The sequence below is a fragment of the Rhodococcus sp. PD04 genome (assembly GCF_035918275.1).
Classification (GTDB): Bacteria; Actinomycetota; Actinomycetes; order Mycobacteriales; family Mycobacteriaceae; genus Rhodococcus; species Rhodococcus rhodochrous.
The window spans coordinates 3,516,033-3,535,074 of record NZ_CP142143.1; the positions used below are offsets into that span (position 1 = coordinate 3,516,033).

Annotated in this window: 16 protein-coding genes; 3 read left to right on the forward strand and 13 right to left on the reverse strand. The window is 68.5% G+C overall.

What is annotated here, in order from left to right:
• Nucleotides 1–79 precede the first annotated feature (79 nt).
• Together aroA and rsgA are read left to right on the forward strand one after the other, a co-directional pair.
• The gene (gene aroA, locus U9J23_RS16235) at nt 80–1,366 is read left to right on the forward strand and encodes a 3-phosphoshikimate 1-carboxyvinyltransferase (protein ID WP_059382384.1); all 1,287 of its coding nucleotides are present in this window, start codon (nt 80–82) and stop codon (nt 1,364–1,366) included.
• Nucleotides 1,333–2,352, forward strand: a complete 1,020-nt coding sequence (gene rsgA, locus U9J23_RS16240; RefSeq protein WP_106199238.1) for a ribosome small subunit-dependent GTPase A — start codon at nt 1,333–1,335, stop codon at nt 2,350–2,352. Before aroA ends, rsgA begins: the two co-directional genes overlap by 34 nt.
• A gap of 78 nt (nt 2,353–2,430) precedes the next feature.
• On the opposite strand, the gene U9J23_RS16245 is transcribed toward rsgA, so the two are convergent.
• From U9J23_RS16245 to U9J23_RS16270, 6 genes are all read right to left on the reverse strand, one after another.
• Nucleotides 2,431–3,666 carry a fatty acid desaturase family protein gene (locus tag U9J23_RS16245; RefSeq protein ID WP_106199237.1) on the reverse strand — a complete coding sequence of 412 codons (1,236 nt, stop codon included), beginning with the start codon at nt 3,664–3,666 and terminating at the stop codon, nt 2,431–2,433.
• 63 nt (nt 3,667–3,729) lie between these two features.
• Nucleotides 3,730–5,016, reverse strand: a complete 1,287-nt coding sequence (locus U9J23_RS16250; protein ID WP_106199235.1) for a fatty acid desaturase family protein — start codon at nt 5,014–5,016, stop codon at nt 3,730–3,732.
• Nucleotides 5,017–5,046: 30 nt separating this feature from the next.
• Nucleotides 5,047–6,177, reverse strand: a complete 1,131-nt coding sequence (locus tag U9J23_RS16255) for a ferredoxin reductase (protein WP_145709370.1) — start codon at nt 6,175–6,177, stop codon at nt 5,047–5,049.
• A gap of 110 nt (nt 6,178–6,287) precedes the next feature.
• A complete protein-coding gene (locus U9J23_RS16260; RefSeq protein ID WP_179161731.1) occupies nt 6,288–6,764 on the reverse strand; it encodes a DUF6912 family protein in 477 nt (158 codons plus the stop codon).
• Between the two features lie 36 nt (nt 6,765–6,800).
• Nucleotides 6,801–8,210: a WS/DGAT/MGAT family O-acyltransferase gene (locus tag U9J23_RS16265; RefSeq protein WP_272267184.1), complete on the reverse strand. Its 1,410-nt coding sequence runs from the start codon at nt 8,208–8,210 to the stop codon at nt 6,801–6,803.
• Nucleotides 8,207–8,695 (reverse strand): HAD-IA family hydrolase, encoded by a 489-nt coding sequence (locus U9J23_RS16270; protein ID WP_272267277.1) that lies wholly within the window; start codon nt 8,693–8,695, stop codon nt 8,207–8,209. Before U9J23_RS16270 ends, U9J23_RS16265 begins: the two co-directional genes overlap by 4 nt.
• A 200-nt stretch (nt 8,696–8,895) precedes the next feature.
• Between U9J23_RS16270 and U9J23_RS16275 the strand changes: the two genes are divergently transcribed.
• Nucleotides 8,896–9,447 carry an Rv3235 family protein gene (locus tag U9J23_RS16275; RefSeq protein ID WP_059382250.1) on the forward strand — a complete coding sequence of 184 codons (552 nt, stop codon included), beginning with the start codon at nt 8,896–8,898 and terminating at the stop codon, nt 9,445–9,447.
• Nucleotides 9,448–9,582: 135 nt separating this feature from the next.
• Here the strand turns inward: U9J23_RS16275 and secA are convergent, their stop codons facing one another.
• The 7 genes from secA to U9J23_RS16310 all read right to left on the reverse strand — a co-directional run bounded on the left by secA (nt 9,583) and on the right by U9J23_RS16310 (nt 19,013).
• Nucleotides 9,583–12,381: a preprotein translocase subunit SecA gene (gene secA, locus U9J23_RS16280; protein WP_229579468.1), complete on the reverse strand. Its 2,799-nt coding sequence runs from the start codon at nt 12,379–12,381 to the stop codon at nt 9,583–9,585.
• A gap of 184 nt (nt 12,382–12,565) precedes the next feature.
• Nucleotides 12,566–13,234, reverse strand: coding sequence for a ribosome hibernation-promoting factor, HPF/YfiA family (gene hpf, locus U9J23_RS16285; RefSeq protein ID WP_059382251.1), 669 nt, complete (start codon nt 13,232–13,234; stop codon nt 12,566–12,568).
• Nucleotides 13,235–13,469: 235 nt separating this feature from the next.
• Complete coding sequence (locus U9J23_RS16290; protein ID WP_059382252.1) at nt 13,470–14,114, reverse strand: ComF family protein; 645 nt, start codon at nt 14,112–14,114, stop codon at nt 13,470–13,472.
• Nucleotides 14,115–14,165: 51 nt separating this feature from the next.
• Nucleotides 14,166–15,950, reverse strand: coding sequence for an MtrAB system accessory lipoprotein LpqB (lpqB, locus tag U9J23_RS16295; RefSeq protein ID WP_085468519.1), 1,785 nt, complete (start codon nt 15,948–15,950; stop codon nt 14,166–14,168).
• Nucleotides 15,947–17,596, reverse strand: a complete 1,650-nt coding sequence (gene mtrB / locus U9J23_RS16300; RefSeq protein ID WP_106199227.1) for an MtrAB system histidine kinase MtrB — start codon at nt 17,594–17,596, stop codon at nt 15,947–15,949. The genes lpqB and mtrB overlap by 4 nt, the downstream gene beginning before the upstream one ends.
• 68 nt (nt 17,597–17,664) lie before the next feature.
• Nucleotides 17,665–18,342 (reverse strand): MtrAB system response regulator MtrA, encoded by a 678-nt coding sequence (gene mtrA, locus U9J23_RS16305; protein ID WP_006550216.1) that lies wholly within the window; start codon nt 18,340–18,342, stop codon nt 17,665–17,667.
• 5 nt (nt 18,343–18,347) lie between these two features.
• A complete protein-coding gene (locus tag U9J23_RS16310; RefSeq protein ID WP_085468521.1) occupies nt 18,348–19,013 on the reverse strand; it encodes a dTMP kinase in 666 nt (221 codons plus the stop codon).
• Nucleotides 19,014–19,042: the final 29 nt, after the last annotated feature.

A 19,042-nucleotide genomic window follows, 5' to 3' on the forward strand; every position in this document is an offset into this window, starting at 1 on the left:
CCGTCGAGTGTGGCATCGCCGGGTGACGGAACCGACACCGGCGCGCACCGGGTGGGCGAGGGTGCCCGCACCGGTCCGGATGGGCGAAGATGGTCGGGTGAGTCTGTGGAGAGCACCCCGCGCCGTGTCCCCGGTTCGAGCGTCGGTGACGCTGCCGGGATCGAAGTCGATCACCAACCGTGCCCTGATCTTGGCCGCACTCGCCGACGGGCCGTCCACCCTGACCGGCGCGCTGCGCAGCCGCGACACCGATCTGATGATCGGGGCCCTGCGCACGCTCGGCACGACCGTCACCGAGCGCGACGGCGGCACCACCCTCGACGTGACCCCCGGTGCCCTGCGCGGAGGTGAGGTCGCCTGTGGACTGGCCGGCACCGTCATGCGGTTCGTTCCGCCGCTGGCCGCACTGGCCGACGGCGACGTGCGGTTCGACGGCGACGAACAGGCCCGCGTCCGCCCGATGAGCACCGTGCTCGACGCCCTGCGCGCCCTCGGCGCCGACATCGACGGCGACCGGCTCCCCTTCACCGTGCACGGCCGCGGTGCGGTGCGCGGCGGTTCCGTCACCATCGACGCGTCCGCCTCCTCGCAGTTCGTCTCGGGTCTGCTGCTGTCCGGTGCCGCCTTCGACGAGGGCGTGGTGGTCCACCACGCCGGCGAACCGGTGCCGTCGATGCCGCACATCGAGATGACGGTCGAGATGCTCCGCGCGGCCGGGGTCCCCGTCGATACCTCGGAAGCCGACACCTGGCGGGTGCCCCCGACGACGATCAAGGCCGTCGACGTCACCGTCGAGCCCGACCTGTCGAACGCGACCCCCTTCCTCGCGGCCGCGGCGGTCACCGGTGGTGTCGTCTCGGTGCCCCTGTGGCCCGAGTCGACCACTCAGGCCGGCGACGCGATCCGCGGCATCCTCGAGCAGATGGGCGCCGAGGTGACCTGGGCCGACGGGACGCTGACCGTGCGCGGCCCCGGCGAACTGCGGGGGCTCGACGTGGACCTGCACGACGTCGGGGAGCTGGCACCGACCGTCGCGGCCCTTGCGGCGGTCGCCGCTTCGCCCTCCGACCTGCGCGGCATCGCGCACCTGCGCGGTCACGAGACCGACCGGCTCGCGGCACTCGCCACCGAGATCGCCCGTCTCGGCGGGTCCATCACCGAGACCGAGGACGGGCTGCACATCGAGCCGGCTCCGCTGCACGGTGGTATCTGGCACTCCTACGCCGACCATCGGATGGCCACGGCCGGGGCGATCCTCGGACTCGTCGTCGACGGGATCGAGGTCGAGGACATCGGCACCACCGCCAAGACGCTCCCCGACTTCGAGGGTCTGTGGGAGTCGCTGCTGACGGGGAGCGACTCCTGAGGCGGCGGGAGTACGACGAGTCCGACGTCCGGGTCCGCCCCGGACGCGGCTCGCGGCCGCGCACGAAGGATCGCCCGGCCCACCGCAATGCCGAGGAGGGCATGGTCGTCACCGTCGACCGAGGTCGGTGGGGTGTCGCACTCGGCGGTGATCCCGACCGGATCGTCACCACGATGCGGGCACGTGAGCTCGGCCGGACCCCGATCGTGGTTGGCGATCAGGTGGGTGTCGTCGGCGACCTCTCCGGTCGCCCCGACACGCTCGCGCGCATCGTGCGGGTCGAGGACCGCAGCACCGTGCTGCGACGCACGGCCGACGACACCGACCCGTTCGAGCGCATCGTCGTCGCCAATGCCGAACAGCTGCTCATCGTGGTCGCACTCGCCGATCCCCCACCGCGGACCGGACTGGTCGAACGCGCACTCGTCGCAGCCTATGCCGGGGGTCTCGCCCCGTTGCTGGGACTGACCAAGAGCGATCTCGCCGATCCCGACGAGTTCGCTGCACACTTCGCGGATCTCGACATCCCGGTGCTGCTCGTCGGTCAGGGCGACGATCTCACCGCCCTGCACGAGCGGATCGACGGTCGCGTGACCGCCCTGATCGGGCACTCGGGGGTCGGCAAGTCGACCCTGGTGAACAGGCTCGTCCCCGACGCCGACCGCGCCACCGGTGCGGTCTCCGGGGTGGGCAAGGGTCGGCACACCTCCACCCAGTCGGTGGCACTGCACCTGCCCGAGGGCGGCTGGGTCGTCGACACCCCGGGCATCCGGTCGTTCGGGCTCGCGCACATCGGGCCCGACGACGTCGTCGCATCGTTCGGGGACCTGGCCGAAGCGGTCGAGGACTGCCCACGCGGGTGCACGCATCTCGGTCCGCCCGCCGATCCCGAATGCGCCTTCGACTCGTTGGAGGGCAAGTCGCACAACCGGGCGATGGCCGTGCGCGAACTACTCACAGCGCTCGCGTCCAACGACCCTTGGTGACCGACGACGAACCCCGGCCTGATGCACCGAACCCCGGCACCCTGTGGGTGCCGGGGTTCGTGCTCGTTCGCGTGAGCGTCAGCGCATGCCGAGCGCGCGGCGGATGAATCCGCGCTTGCGGGTCTTCTCGATGGTGGTGGCCAGACCCACGCGGCGACCGGTGGCCGGATCGATCTCCGGCGCTCCGCCGAAGCCCCGCTCGGAGGCGGTCTCCGGGGCGGCGTCGCGATCGTCCTTGAGGTACTTGTCGGGCAGCGACAGCTTGGCGATGGTGCGCCACGACTTCCAGTACTGCACCGCGAGCGGACCCGTGGTGTACGGAAGGTCGTACTTCTCGCACAGTTCGCGCACGCGCACCGCGATCTCCGCGTACCGGTTGGACGGCAGGTCGGGGTAGATGTGGTGCTCGATCTGGTAGCTCAGGTTGCCGGTCATGAAGTCCATGACCTTGCCGCCGGAGATGTTCGCGGAGCCGAGCATCTGGCGCAGGTACCACTCGGCGCGCGTCTCGTTCTCGATGTCCTGCTTCGTGAACTTCTCCGCACCGTCCGGGAAGTGACCGCAGAAGATCACCGCGTTGGTCCAGATGTTGCGCACGAAGTTGGCCGTGGCGTTGGCCTTCATCGTGGACTTCCACGACTTGCCGCTCAACGCCGGGTAGATGACGTAGTCGCGCAGGTGCTGCTTGCCGAGCTTGGCGAGCACCTCCTTGCCGCGTTCCTTGGTGAGCTCGCGGTCGTCGCGTCCCTGGATGACCTTGCCGAGCTCGAGGAGCTGGATGGCGATGCCGTACTGGAACAGCGCTGCGAGGATGGCGTTGTACGCGACGTTGCCGAGGTAGAACGGCTTCCATCGCTGGTCGCGGGTGACGCGCAGCAGGCCGTATCCCACATCGTCGTCCATGCCGAGGATGTTGGTGTACTTGTGGTGCAGGTAGTTGTGGGTGATCTTCCAGTGCGCCGACGGGTCGACGTTGTCCCACTCCCAGTTGGCCGAGTGCACCTCGGGGTCGTTCATCCAGTCCCACTGCCCGTGCATCACGTTGTGCCCGAGCTCCATGTTCTCGATGATCTTCGACAGGGAGAGCATGCCCGTGCCCAGCAACCACAGCGGACGCTTGTTCGAGCCGAGCAGCACGAGGCGCCCGCCGATCTCGAGGCCGCGCTGCAGCCGGATCGTGTTGCGGACGTATCGAGCGTCGCGCTCACCGCGGGACTCCTCGACATCGCGCCGGATGGCGTCGAGTTCGCGGCCGATGGCCTCGACGTCCGCCTCCGTCAGGTGCGCGTACTCCTTGACATCCGATATCGCCATGGGAGCTACTCTACCGTAGGTTACGGCTCCGTAGGTTGGCCGGATTCGGAGCTGTGGCGCGAATCACACGGCGGCGGAAGCTCGTCGGCGCCCCGATTCACCACGGCGACGCCGCCGCTCTGCTACCGCATGCTCGGCGTGGACCCGGAGCGCCGTGAGCAGACCCCGACGCCGGCCGGTGGACGCCTCGGTGACCATCGTGGGCGCATCCGGGCGCCACTTGTCGAACTTACGCTCGGAGGAGGTCTCGGGGGCGTCGTCGGCGGTCGCCGTGAGGAAGCGGTCTGGCAATGCGAGCTTGTGGATCGTGCGCAGCGCCAACCAGTACTGCCGGGCGAGCGAACCCGTGGTGTACGGCAGGTCGTACTTGCCGCACAGGGCCCGCACACGGGCGGCGATCTCCGGGTAGCGGTTGCTCGGCAGATCCGGGAACAGGTGGTGCTCGATCTGGTAACTGAGATTCCCGGTGAAGAAATCCATCGCACGCCCACCGGAAATGTTTGCGCTGCCGAGCAACTGGCGCAGATACCATTCCCCGCGCGTCTCGTTCTCGTAGTGCTCGGTCGTGAACTTCTCTGCGCCGTCCGGGAAGTGGCCGCAGAAGATCACGAGATACGCCCAGATGTTGCGGATCACGTTCGCGGTGAGGTTCGCGGTCAACGTGCTCCGCCAGGCCGGGCCGGTGAGTGCCGGGAAGAACACCAGATCCTTGACGACCTGCCGACCGGCCTTCGCCGCGAATTCCTTGTTGGGTCCCGAATTCCACTGCGCGGGCGGGACACCTTCGAGTTCCTTCTTCGCCGAGAGGTCGTGCAGCGCGATCCCCCACTCGAAGGTCAGCGCGAGGACGATGTTGGCGATCGGCTGCGCGAGATTGCGCGGACGCCACTTCTCGTCGCGCGTCATCCGCAGGATGCCGAATCCCACGTCCTCGTCCATCCCCACGATGTTCGTGTAGGTGTGGTGCGCGTAGTTGTGGGCACGCTTCCAGTGCTCGGACGGGCCGGTCTGATCCCATTCCCACGAGGTCGAGTGGATCTCGGGGTCGTTCATCCAGTCCCACTGCCCGTGCATCACGTTGTGCCCGAGCTCCATGTTCTCGATGATCTTCGCGAGCGACAGAGCGGCGGTACCGATGATCCAGCGCGACCGGCGACGCGAACCGAACAGCGCGCAGCGTCCGACCACCTCCAGCACACGCTGCGCACGGATGACGGAATGGATGTAGCGGGCGTCCCGGGGGCCGCGCGAATTCTCCACATCCCGTCGAATCGCGTCGAATTCGTTTGCGAGAGCAACGATATCGGCTTCGGTCAGATGTGAGAAAGCGCGGATGTCGGTGATGGCCAAGCGGGATCCTTCGGAGGTTGCTGTCGGTGTCTACACATCCAGTGTGCAGTCGCCGGCAGCGGCGGAGATGCAGGTCTGGACGCGTTCGCCCTCTGCGTGCTCCTTGCCGGATCGCAGATCGACGACGTGCCCCTTCTCGAGCGGCACAACACAAGTCTGACAGATTCCCATGCGACAACCGAAGGGCATCAGCGCACCGACGCTCTCCCCGGCCTCGAGAATCGTCGTGGCGCCGTCCACGGTGACGGTCTTGCCGGACTTCGCGAACGTGATCGTTCCGCCCGATCCCGAGGTGTCGGCGCGGCTGACGGCGAACCGCTCGAGGTGGACCTGATCCTCGATGCCCTCCGCCGCCCAGTGCGCGGTGATGTCGTCGAGCATCTGCTGGGGACCGCACGCCCAGGCCTGGCGCTCGCGCCAGTCGGGGCACACCTCGTCGAGTTCCGAGAGCGCGAACTTGCCCTGCTCACGGGTGTGACGCACGTGCACACGGAAGCGATCGTGGGTGGCATCGAAATGCTCGAGTTCCGACCGGAACATCACGTTCTCGGCCGTCGGCGCCGAGTGGATGTGCACGACGTCGGGCAGGTCGAGTTCGCGCTCGACCGCGCGCCGGTCGAGCGTCCGCAGCATCGACATGATCGGCGTGATGCCACTGCCGGCGGTGAGGAAGAGAATCTTCGCCGGCGGCGGGTCGGGCAGGACGAAATCGCCCTTCGGGGCCGCGAGCCGCACGACGGTGCCCTCGGGAACACCACCGACGAGGTGGCTGGACAGGAAGCCCTCGGGCATCGCCTTCACGGCGATGGAGATGACCTTGTCATCCCAGGTGGGCGAGGAGGTCAGCGAGTAGGAGCGCCAGTGCCAGCGACCGTCGATGTGCAGACCGATGCCGATGTACTGGCCGGGCGCATATCCGAAGTCGAATCCCCAGCCGGGACGGATGACGATCGTCGCGGAATCGGGGGTCTCCTGGCGCACCGAGACGATGCGCCCGCGCAGTTCACGGGCGGACCACAGCGGGTTGACCAGGTGCAGGTAGTCGTCGGGGAGCAGGGGGGTGGTCAACCGGGCCACCGCGCCACGCAGGACGTTGGAGAGCGACTTCTCTCCTGGCGCGACGTGTGCCGCAGGCTTCTCGATCCATTCCTTCAGGCCCATCCGACCGTTTCTCCTCACTCCGGTTACGCCTCCGTAGGTTATCAGAGGTTACGGAAGCGTAGGTTGAGCAGGAGACGGCCGTCACACCGATGACGTGGCGATATGCGAGGTCAGAGCAGTTCGAGCAGGAAGGGCAGCTCCTGCGCGGCGTACCACGCCAGTTCGTGGTCCTCCGCGTCGCCGAGGACGAACTCGGCCTCCTCGTCGCCCAGTTCGGCCGCATCGACGATCTCGCGTGCCCGCGCGACGTCGGCCTCCGCCTCCTGCAGGTCGATGTGCACCGACGCGACCGCACGCATCGTGATCGGCCCGGTGAGCTTGACGACCGCATCGTCGAGATCCGGTCGGGGCTTCACCTCGTCGACGTCGGCCGCGATCACCACCCGACGGGACGCGAAGGACGGAGGATCGTTCGGCTCCTCCGACCCGAGCAACCGCAGCGACGCGCGCGCCGCCTCGGCCATCGCGACCTCGGCGAGTTCCTCGTCGTCGCCCGCCGTGTAGGCCTCGCGCAGAGCCGGGGTCACCGCGAAGGCAGTCCGGCCCACCGCGTCGACCTCACCGTCGGCGACGAGACCCTGCAACATCGCGAGCGTTGCCGGTACATAGACACGCGTCACTTCTCACCTGCCGGCATCCGTCAACTCCTCGAGAGATTCCTGGATCAGCGTCGCTGCCACGTCCACATCGGGCATCGCATCACGATCCGCATTCAAACCGTAGTAGATCTTGCCGTCGTAGGACGTCAACGCGATGCTCAGGGCCTGATTCTTCAGCAGCGGCGAGACCGGGAAGATCTCGAGCAGCCGGGCCCCGGTGAGGTAGAGCGGGTGCTGCGGCCCCGGCGCGTTGGTGATCATGAGGTTGAACATGCGCTGCGAGAAACCCATCGCGACCCGGGTACCCACCGCGTGCATCGTCGCCGGAGCGAAACCCGACAACCGGACCATCGTCTGCGCCGCCACGCGCCGCCGCTGCCGCGAGTAGGCCTCTCCGGCGTGTGCGATGTGCGACAACCGGACCACCGCGTTCGGCTCCCCCACCGGCAGATCCAGCAGGAAGGACGACACCTCGCCCTGCGGGTGCACCTGGATCGTGTCGTTGTCGCCGCAGTCGTCGGGATCCTGGATGTAGACCGACATGGGGACCATCGCCCGCACCACCGTCGCCTCGGTCACCGGTTCCCCGCGGGAGAGCAGCCAGTAGCGCAACGCGCCGGCGAGGACCGCGAGCACCACGTCGTTGATCGTGCAGCCGTAGCGGGAGTGGATCTTGCGGTACGGCTCCAGATCGGAGCGCACCACGGAGAACCGGCGGCTCCTCGAGATCTGCGTGTTCAGCGGCGTCTCGGGCGCCGACTGCGCAGCCGTGCGGGCGATCCGGCCGACTGCGTCGACGGTCTCGGTGAGCGTCGCCGTGAGATCACCCACGGCCGATCGCACGGCAGCGATCCCCTCCCCCGGGCGCGCAACGAGTTCGGCGAGCGCTCCGACGAGCAGAGCGGACTCCGACGGTTCGCGTTCGGGCATCCACAATTCTTCGGGGACCTCACGCGGCACCGGCTCCTTGTCGAAGAGGACCTGGACGATGTCGAGGGCCTCCTCGCCGTCGACGAGCGCCGAATGCGACTTCGTGAACAGCGCCACCCGATCGTTCGCGAGTCCCTCGACGAGGTACATCTCCCACAGCGGTCGCGTGCGGTCGAGCGGCCTCGAGACCAGACGCGCGACGAGATCGTGCAACTGTTCGTCGGAGCCCGGCTTCGGCAGCGCGGAGCGTCGCACGTGGTAGGTGATGTCGAAGTCGCGGTCGTCGACCCACACGGGTCGGGAGAGCCCGAATGCGACCTCCCGCACCTTCTTCCGGTAGCGGGGCACCTCGGGCAGTCGCTGCTCGACCAACCGGAGCACGTTCTCGTAGTCGAGACCGCCCTCGGGGGGTTCGAGAATCGCGAGCGACCCGACGTGCATCGGTGTGTTGCTCGTCTCCAGGTAGTAGTACGACGCGTCCTGCGCCGTCATCCGGCTCGTCATCGACCCCGTTCCCCCTCCTGACCCGAACCTCCCGAACGTCGCCACCACGATCCGGCGCCGTCCGTGGCTCCGCTCCCGATCTCCTCGGGATCGAGATCGAGGAGTACGGCCAGTTCGCCCGGCGCGTCGTGTGAACCATCATGGTGTACGCCGACCATCCCTGCAGCAGCGGCGCCTCGCACGTTGCCGACCGCATCGTCGACGAAGACGCACTCGCCGGGTTCGAGATCCAGCAGTCGCGCGACCAGCAGGTAGCTCTCGGGATCCGGTTTGGCGACACGCGCGTCCCCCGACAGCACGACACGGTCGACGAACGGGCCCTCGAGATCGCGCAACCACTGTGCGCCGGGCCCACCGGGATCGTTGCTGAGCAGGGCGGTCCGCACACCACGCGCGCGCAGGACCGTCACGGCCGCACCGAACGTGTCGGGATCGCTCCCCGGCCCGACCAGGACGCCACCGACATCGAGTACGAGTCCTCGCATCACGACACCACCGTATGTCCCGGACGTCCCGCTCGCGCAGCGGAACCCGTCCGCGTCGAACCGGACCGCCGCCCGGGGATGTGGCATCATGTGCGCGGTTCGTCCTCTCCCGAACCGCTTCGCCGTCACGGCGTCAGCCGTGCCGATGCAACCGTCACGGTGTCGGCCGTGCCGATCCGTCATGCCTTTCGGGAGAGCTCATGTCGCATCACACCGGGCGCTACGTGCGCCGCCTCACCAACCTCGAACCTCCGGTCGAGGAGGCCTGTCATCGTCCCCGCAGCCACCTCGCGCGCCGGCCCACGCCGCACGACGGACGCTCGGGGCGCGCACCGCTCCGCCGCGACGGAACCGAACGTCCGACCACCGCCCCCGGCACCGAAGATCCGACCACGCGGCCGGGCGACCGGCCCGCGATCGTCCTCGATCCGGGTGTCGTGCGGGTCGCGGAGACGGCGGTGCGACTGGTTCTCGAAGTGGTCGACGGCCGCCGTCCCGCCGTGCAGTCCACGACGGTCCTCGACCCGCGTCTCGTCGCCACGATCACTGCGGCCCGGCCTCCTCGCGCAGGACGCAGCACTGCGGTGCTGCTGCGGACGCGGGTACGTCCCGTCGACGCCGACACCGTGGAGGTGTTCGGCAGCTACGGTCGCGGGGACCGGGTGTTCGCCTACGCCGGCCGGATGGTGCACAAGCGCCCCCGCCCTCGTGCTCCGCACCGCTGGACGATCACGACCCTGTGGCTCGGGTGAGCCACAGGGTCGTGGGGCGATCGTGAGTCTTCGACTCAGCACTCCATGTGAGTCTTCGACTCAGCACACCACGTGAGTCTTCGACTCAGCACTCCATGTGAGTCTTCGACTCAGCACTCCATGTGAGTCTTCGACTCAGCGCCGCCGGTTGGTCTTCGCGTCGCGCCTGGCCGCGGCACGACGCTCCTTGCGGGTGCCGGCCTGACGGGGCGCGGAGCCCGCGTCGGCACCGGCGGTCGTGCGCGCGACATGGGCGCGGCCGTCCTCGTCGGGACCGCTGTAGGTCAGGCGTCGCTCGGTCTCGTCGAGACCCTTGGCCCGCAGCGCCGTCGGTGCGGGCTCGGCCTGCGCCGGTTGTGCCGGACGGGCGGGCTGTTGTGCCGGTCGGGCCGGAGCCGCCTTGGCGAGGCTCGGGGCCGCCTGTGCAGCGGCCGCCGCGGAGGCCGGCGTGACGGCCACACCCGCGGACTGCTGCTGCTGCGCGGCCTCGACCTGGAGGTTGAACAGGAATCCGACCGATTCCTCCTTCAGACCCTCGAGCATCGCGGTGAACATGTCGAAGCCCTCGCGCTGGTACTCGACGAGCGGATCGCGCTGCGCCATCGCGCGCAGGCCGATGCCCTCCTTGAGGTAGTCCATCTCGTAGAGGTGCTCGCGCCACTTGCGGTCGAGGACCGACAGCAGCACGCGACGCTCGAGTTCGCGCATCGCATTCTCACCGGCGATGGCCTCGAGTTCGGCCTCGCGACGGGCGTAGGCGGCGCGGGCATCCTCGAGAAGAACCTCGAGCAGGCCGTCGCGGTCGAGGTCCTCGTTCTCGGCGACGAGCGTCTTGTAGTCGACACCCACCGGGTAGAGGGTCTTGAGCGCCGTCCACAACTGCTCGAGATCCCAGTCCTCGACGTAACCCTCGGCGGTGGCACCGTCGACGTACGCGGTGATCACGTCGGTGAGCATGTGCTGCACCTGACCCTCGAGGTCCTCGCCGCGCAGGATCCGGCGGCGCTCCTCGTAGATGACGGTGCGCTGCTGGTTCATCACCTCGTCGTACTTGAGGACGTTCTTGCGGATCTCGAAGTTCTGCTGCTCGACCTGCGTCTGCGCGCTCTTGATGGCCTTGGAGACCATCTTCGCCTCGATCGGCACGTCATCGGGCAGGTTCAGGCGCGTCATGATCGACTCGAGCGCGGCGCCGTTGAAGCGGCGCATCAACTCGTCGCCGAGCGAGAGGTAGAACCGCGACTCGCCCGGGTCGCCCTGACGACCGGAACGACCACGCAGCTGGTTGTCGATACGCCGCGACTCGTGCCGTTCCGTGCCGAGCACGTACAGGCCACCGGCCGCGCGCACCTTCTCGGCGTCGGCCTTCGACTCGAGCTTGATCCGCTCGAGGGTCTCGTCCCAGGCCGCCTCGTACTCCTCCGGCGTGTTGACCGGGTCGAGGCCGCGCTTGCGCAGCTCGATGTCGGCGAGGATGTCGGGGTTACCGCCGAGCACGACGTCGGTACCGCGACCGGCCATGTTCGTCGCGACCGTCACCGCACCGGACCGGCCGGCCTCCGCGATGATCTGCGCTTCCTGCTCGTGGAACTTCGCGTTGAGCACACTGTGCGGAACACCGCGCTTGGTGAACTGCCGCGACAGGTACTCCGACCGCTCGACGCTCGTCGTACCGATGAGGACCGGCTGGCCCTTCTCGTGACGCTCGACGACGTCGTCGACGACGGCCGCGAACTTCGCTTCCTCGGTCTTGTAGATCAGGTCGCCCTGGTCGACACGCACCATCGGACGGTTGGTCGGGATCGGGATGACACCCAGGCTGTAGATCTGGTGGAGCTCGGCGGCCTCGGTCTCGGCCGTACCGGTCATGCCCGACAGCTTGTCGTACAGGCGGAAGTAGTTCTGGAGCGTGATCGTGGCGAGCGTCTGGTTCTCGGCCTTGATCTCGACGCCTTCCTTGGCCTCGATCGCCTGGTGCATGCCCTCGTTGTAGCGCCGGCCCGACAGGACGCGGCCGGTGAACTCGTCGACGATGACGACCTCGCCGTTGCGGACGATATAGTCCTTGTCCTTGGCGTAGAGCTCCTTGGCCTTGATGGCGTTGTTGAGGTAGCTCACCAGCGGCGAGTTGGCCGCTTCGTACAGGTTGTCGATGCCGAGCTGGTCCTCGACGAACTCGACGCCGGCCTCGTGCACACCGACGGTCCGCTTGCGGATGTCGATCTCGTAGTGGACCTCGGGCTTGAGCAGCTTGGCGATGCGCGCGAACTCGGAGTACCACTTGCTCGACGCGTCGGCGGGACCCGAGATGATCAGCGGCGTCCGGGCCTCGTCGATGAGGATCGAGTCGACCTCGTCGACGATCGCGAAGTTGTGGCCGCGCTGCACGAGGTCGTCGAGCGAGTGCGTCATGTTGTCGCGCAGGTAGTCGAAGCCGAACTCGTTGTTGGTGCCGTAGGTGATGTCGGCGGAGTAGGCCGCGCGGCGCTGGGCCGGGGTCATGCCGGACAGGATCACGTCGGTCTCGAGCCCGAGGAAACGGTGCACACGGCCCATCCACTCGGCGTCGCGCTTGGCGAGGTAGTCGTTGACCGTGACGACGTGGACGCCGTCGCCGGAGATCGCGTTGAGGTAGGCCGGCAGCACACAGGTGAGGGTCTTGCCCTCACCGGTCTTCATCTCGGCGATGTTGCCGAAGTGCAGCGCCGCGCCACCCATGATCTGGACGAGATAGTGCTTCTGGCCGAGCACACGGAAGGACGCCTCCCGGGCGGTCGCGAAGGCTTCCGGAAGCAGATCGTCGAGCGTCTCGCCGTCCTGGTAGCGACTCCGGAACTCGTCCGTCTTGGCCCGGAGCTCGGCATCGGTCAGGGCCTCGAAGTCCGGGGAGAGGGAATCGACATGCTCGGCGATGTGCTTGAGCCGCTTGACCATGCGACCTTCACCGATCCGGAGCAGCTTCGTCAGCGACAGCACTGGTGTGTTCGTCCTCAATCTCGGGTACCTGCACGGACAAGAAATCCGGCCGAGGCCTTGTCGGACCCCGGCCGGATTCCATGGTAGGCGCTGCGCGGGAGTGACCGCGATGGCGAGGTGCCTTCGGTCACTCCCGGCAGTGTCACACGAGCCTGATCAGACCGTAGTCGAAGGCGTGTCGCCGGTAGACCACGGACGGCTTGTCCGTCTCCTTGTCGTGGAACAGGTAGAAGTCGTGACCGACGAGTTCCATCTCGTAGAGGGCGTCGTCGACGGTCATCGGCTGAGCGTTGTGTTCCTTCGTCCGGACGATGCGACCGGGACCGTCCTGGGGTTCCTTCTCGCTGTCGCCGAGCGACAGGTCGGGCGAGATCGCGAGCTCGTCGTCCTGGGCGAGGGCCGCGGTGGCTTCCGCCACGGACACGGGCGTCTTCTCACCGTAGGAGACCTTGCGGCGCTCCTTCGTCCGGCGCAGACGCGATTCGAGCTTGCTGACCACAGACTCGAAGGCAGCGTAGAAGCTGTCGGCACTCGCCTCGGCGCGTACGACCGGTCCCTTTCCGCGGGCAGTGATCTCGACCCGCTGACAACTCTTCTTCTGACGCCTGTTGCGTTCGTGTTGCAACTCGACGTCGAAGATGAAGATCGTCGGATCGAAACGTTCGAGCCGAGCGAGTTTCTCGGAGACGTAGATCCGGAAATGATCGGGGACCTCGACGTTGCGTCCTTTCACGACAACGTCGGCACGGGGGCCTTCCGTGGCGGCATCGGCCTCTGCAACGGAACCTCTGGACTTCGAAGGGGTCGTCACGCGTACCTCCCGAGTTACGGCCGGCGCAGCCCGCGCACCGGCATGATTTATGAGCGCGAGAGCGCGCTCGCCCGGAATCGGAAGAACAGACGTTTCCACCCGTCTACCTTGTTGTTTCCGGGTCTGATGGCGACGGTAGTACGTAACGCGGAGGTGTGCCACCGTTCCCGCGCGATTTCACGTCGCGTCGCCTTCGGGTCACCCGGCGGAGTACTTTCCGGGCCCGCCCGTGGGCTCACGCATGGGCCGTCACGAGCACTCCGAGAGGGTCGAATCCGGCGCGCCGGAGTGCCCGCACCGACTCGCGCGCGGTGGTTCCGGTGGTGAGCACATCGTCGACGACGAGAACCGGGATCGTGCGCGGCAGCCCGTCGGCGCGCACCCGGACACGGCCGGCGAGGTTGCGCTGCCGGTCGGCTGCCGAGAGCCCCACCGAGTCGCGCACTCCGCCCGCCACATTCAGGATCGGGCGGACGTGGAGGCGACGGTCGTGGGTCGCGGCGGCCCGGGCGGCACGCGTGACGGGATCACCTCCGCGTGCCCGCGCCGCACGCGCCCGGGTGGGAGCGGGCGCCACGATCACGGGGCCCTCGGGCAGCTCGCTCCATCGGCGCAACCGCGCGATCGCGACGGCCCATGCGAGCCCGAGCGGCTCGGCGAGATCCCGGCGGCCACGCTCCTTCGCCACGATCACCGCGCGGCGCCTGGGACCGGTGTACGGGCCCAGACTCCACACCGGAACCCCGGGGTCGACGCGCGGCGCGACGGCCACGGGATGGTCGGAGAGCTCGCGTGCACATGCCCGGCACCAGCTCGTGCCGGGAGCGGCGCAGCCACCGCACCGGGCGGGCAGGACGAGATCGAGAAGGGCCGTGAGCACACCGGGAGTGTGCCCGAAGTCACCGACGTCCGGAGATCACAGTCGGCAGGCTCAGCCCGGAAGGACGGGAATCGCCGCCATACCCGCCAGTCCGGGCACCTCGCGCCAGTACCGGTCGCCCGCGGGATCCCGGTTGTTGAGCTGGAAGACCGTCCGGGAATCGGCGACGAACTCGCTGGCCGTGGATGCCTCGACCGCAACCACCGGAGGGGTGAGGTTGCGGCTCGGGAGCGCGTCGATGCGCGAGCCGTCCACCGCGATCTGCACGACGGGCACGTCGGCCGACGCGCGGGAGACGACGATCGTGTCGGCAGTGCTCCAGTCCAGGGCGAGCGCCGGACCGCCGAGACCGAAGCCGATCTCGCGCGGATTGGTGAGCGAGTACTCGCCGGTCGTGGTCGGGACGACCGTCGCGACGAAGACCCGCCCGTCGATGATCAGGGCGGCGCGGACACCGTCGCGAGACAGGCGCAGCTCGGTGATGCGGCCCCCGAGGGCGCGGATCGCACCCGCTTCGACGCCGACCACGGTGACCCGCCCGGTGCCGGGTTCGCGCACAGCGCGCACCACCGCGGTGCCGTTGACGACGGCCCACACCGAGTTGTTGTTGGGCGACCAGGACGGCCGGGTGATCGACTCGCCGTCGACCGCGGGTTCGGCGGCGCCTTCGCTGTAGGCACCGACCATCAGCTGCACGGCCGGCTCCGGTGCCGGTTTACCGGTGTTCTCGACGGCGGCGACGAGTTCCCCGTCCAGCGACAGGGCGACGGACTTCAGGTCGTCGGACATGCCGAAGAAGCTGCGGACCGGTGTCACGCCGGTCTCGGCGACGCTCACCAGCGTCCCGTCGAGCAGCGCGTGCAGACCCACCGTCACGCTCGACGCGGCGAGGGGGTTCATCGATGCCACGTCGGCGGTGGTCCAGCCGTTCGGGAACCGTTCGTCGAGGGGCTGGCCGTCGGCGAGGAGGTGGTACGGGCCGCTGATGTCGGCGTTGGCGAGGGTCCAGATCACCTGCGCGGCGAGCAGTTCGCGATCCTGCCGGCCCATCGAGCCGACCCCCTGGAAGTCGATGCGGATGCCGCCGAGTCCGACGCCGACGTCGGTCGTGCGGCCGTCCGCCTTCGTCACCGAGCCGATGACGGTGACGTCCTCGAGGAGGTTCTTGACCGCGGGCGCGAGGACCTCTTTCGGCCCTTCGACGAGCAATCCGATCAGCTGCGAGGCCGTCTGTTCGGGTGTACCCGTGATCCAGCGCGGGTCGGGGACGACGGCGTTGCCGGTCGGGTCGAGGAAGTACAGCGAGCGGCGCTGATAGGTGTTGAGGAAGCGCGGGCGGTCCATGATGACGCCGGCCGGCAACCGGTCGATGCGCCACTCCCCGTCCGTGCGGACGAGGGAGAACCGTGCCTCGAACTCCCCGTCGGCGGGACGGTAGATGCCGCCCTCCTCGAGATGGCCGACGGTGCTGGCCCGCACCACGTAGGTGGCGCTGTCGCCGTCGCGTTCCTCGACGAGGACGTCGACCTTGTCGACGATCGTCGCGCTCGCCGCGTCGTCCCAGGACTCGGACATCGTGGGGGTGAGGAACTGCCGGGCCGCGCGGTGGCGGTTGGTCGGATCCGTGCTCGCCTGCAGGAAGTCGCGCAGGAGCAGGTCGGGTTCGCGACCGGGCACGGGCGCGGCGACCTCGGTGGTCGTGGGGCCACGTTCGAGGGTTCCGATGGCCTGCGGTGACGAGGAATCGGGCAGCGTGGCGCATCCCGACAGCACGAGCCCGGCCACGGTCAGGAGTACGACGAGCACGCCCGCTGCACGCGGAGTCGAGCGGCTCATGTATTGGCTCCTTCGGACGGTGTGCTCGCAGGGTCGGTCGGGATCTCTCCGGTCGACGGCTGCTCCGGGGTGTCGTCACCCGGTGGAGGCTTGCCCTGCACGGCCTTCGCGGCGCTGGGCACGAGAGGCAGCGGGCTGCGACCCACCTTACGTCCGCGTTCGCGCGGGAGGGTGAGCCGGAAGCTGGCGCCTCGTCCCGGTTCGCCCCACGCTTCGAGCTTGCCGTTGTGCAGGTTGGCGTCCTCGACGCTGATGGCGAGACCGAGGCCGGTGCCACCGGAGCGCCGGACCCGTGACGGATCGGACCGCCAGAACCGGTTGAAGACGAGCTTCTCCTCCCCCGGTCGCAGGCCCACTCCCTGGTCGCGCACGACGAAGGCCGCGGCCGCGTCGTCGGCGCGCAGCCGCAGGAGGATGGGTTTGCCCTCGCCGTGATCGATCGCGTTGGCGAGCAGATTGCGCAGGATGCGCTCGACGCGGCGGGGATCGACGTCGGCCTCGACGGGCTCGTCCGGTAGGTCGACGATGAGCTCGGTGGCGGTCTCGCGGGCGAGGTGCCGCACGGTCGAGACGGCGGCACGCGCGCACATCCGCACATCGAGTCGCTCGGAGGCGAGTTCGGCGACACCCGCGTCGTGCCGGCTGATCTCGAGCAGGTCGTTGAGGAGGCTCTCGAAACGGTCGAGTTCGGCGACCAGCAGTTCGGAGGACCGCTTGAGGACGGGGTCGAGGTCGTCGCTGCCGTCGTGGATGAGATCGGCGGCCATGCGCACCGTCGTGAGCGGGGTGCGCAGTTCGTGGCTCACGTCGGAGGTGAACCGTTTCTGCAGGTTGCCGTACTCCTCGAGCTGGGTGATCTGCCGCGACAGGCTCTCGGCCATCTCGTTGAACGACATCGCCAGGCGCGCCATGTCGTCCTCGCCGCGGACCGGCATGCGTTCCTTGAGCCGCCCGTCGGCGAAGCGCACCGCGATCCGGGAGGCCGATCGGATGGGCAGCACGACCTGCCGCGCGACGATCATCGAGATCGCGGCCAGCAGCACGAGCAGGACCACCGCGCCGACGAGCAGGGTGCCGCGGACGAGGGCGAGGGTGCGTTCCTCCCCGCCGAGCGGGAAGACGAGATACAGCTCGAGCGTCGAGATGTCGGAGTCGGTGGGACTGCCCATGATCAGGGCCGGCCCGGTGTAGCCGTCGGGATCGGCGACCGTCGCGAACTGGTACGCGATCTGCCCGTTCTGGACGAAGGCGCGCAGGTTCTGCGGGATCTGGTCGGCGGGCCCACTCGAGGTGGGGGCCCGCGGCCCGTCACCGGGGACGACCAGGACGGGGTCGAAGGTTCCGGCGACGCCGGTGTCCTGTCCCCCGTCGCTGCCACGGCTGGTGAGGATCGCCGCGGCACCGTCGAGGCGGACGGCGAGCGAACCGGAGTCGTCGGCGCCCGCGAGTTGCCCCTCGACGAGTGCACGCGAGCGATCCATCTCCTCGGTCGCCGCGTCGATCTTCACTTCGAGCAGTCGGTCGGTGATCTGGCTCGTGAGTACCACTCCGAGCACGAACATGACGATCAGCGACAGTGTGAGGGTCGAGGTCACGACCCGCAGCTGCAACGATCGTCGCCAGGTGTGCGCGAGTCGGCTGCTCATCGACCGCGACCACCTCACCAGCGGCAGCGTCCTACGCGTGATACGCCGCCGTAGCCGGTAGGTTCGGATCACGGCGGTCCGGCCTTGTAGCCGACCCCCCGCACCGTGAGCACCGCCTCGGGATTCTCGGGATCCTTCTCGACCTTCGCGCGCAGACGCTGGACGTGGACGTTCACGAGCCGGGTGTCGGCGGCGTGCCGGTAACCCCAGACCTGTTCGAGCAGGACCTCACGGGTGAACACCTGACGCGGCTTGCGCGCGAGCGCCACGAGCAGGTCGAACTCGAGGGGCGTCAGCGAGATCGCCTCGTCGCCGCGGGTGACCTTGTGGGCAGGGACGTCGATGGTGATGTCCCCGATCGTCAGGACCTCGGCCGGTTCCTGCTCGGTGCGACGCAGCCGGGCCCGCACACGTGCGACGAGCTCCTTCGGCTTGAACGGCTTGACGATGTAGTCGTCGGCGCCCGATTCGAGGCCGAGCACGACGTCGACGGTGTCGGACTTGGCGGTGAGCATCACGATCGGCACACCGGAGTCCGCACGGAGCACACGACAGACGTCGATGCCGTTCATGCCGGGAAGCATGAGATCGAGCAGAACGAGGTCGGGCCGGATCTCACGCACGGCGCCCAGCGCCTGAGTGCCGTCCCCCACCACGAACGGTTCGAATCCCTCGCCGCGCAGCACGATCGTGAGCATCTCGGCCAGCGCGGTGTCGTCGTCGACTACCAGAATCCTCGGCTTCATAGCCTCTATCGTGTCACCCCTTCACCGTCGTGAAGCAGATTTGAGATGTCGACGGCGAGTTGTCGCGGGGAGGTCTGCGGGCCTGCGACCTCCCACGGAGACATCCACTGCTGCTGTGCGAGCTCGTCGTAGACCTCACCGGTGCGGTGCTGCAGACCGGTATCGCGCTCGTAGGCGTCGCGATCGCGGTCGGCCTCGGTCGCGGCGCGGTTACGGGCACGCTCCGCGGCGAGGGCTACCGGAACGCGGAGCAGCACCTGCAGATCGGGCACCGGGAGCCCGAACCGTTCGAACTCGAGATGGCGGATCCATTCGACCGCCGGGCCGGTCGCGCCCTGGTTGTGGCGCGCCGCGGTGTACGCGGCGTTGGACGCGACATACCGGTCGAGCAGCACGATGTCGTTGTCGGCGAGTAGCTTCCGCAACTCGTCGGCAGCATCGCGACGGTCGAGTGCCCACAGCAACGCCATCGCCTCGATGCTCGAGGCGGTGTCGCCGTGCTGCCCGCGCAGCGCCTCCGCGCCCAGGTCGGCGTGGATCGACTGCCCGTACCGCGGGAAGGCCAGCGTCGCGACCTTCCGTCCGGACTCACGCCAGGTCTCGACGAGGCCGGCGGACAACGTCCGCTTGCCGGCCCCGTCGAGACCCTCGACGACGATCAGATCACCCATGCGCCCTGTGATCCCAAATCACTCATGCG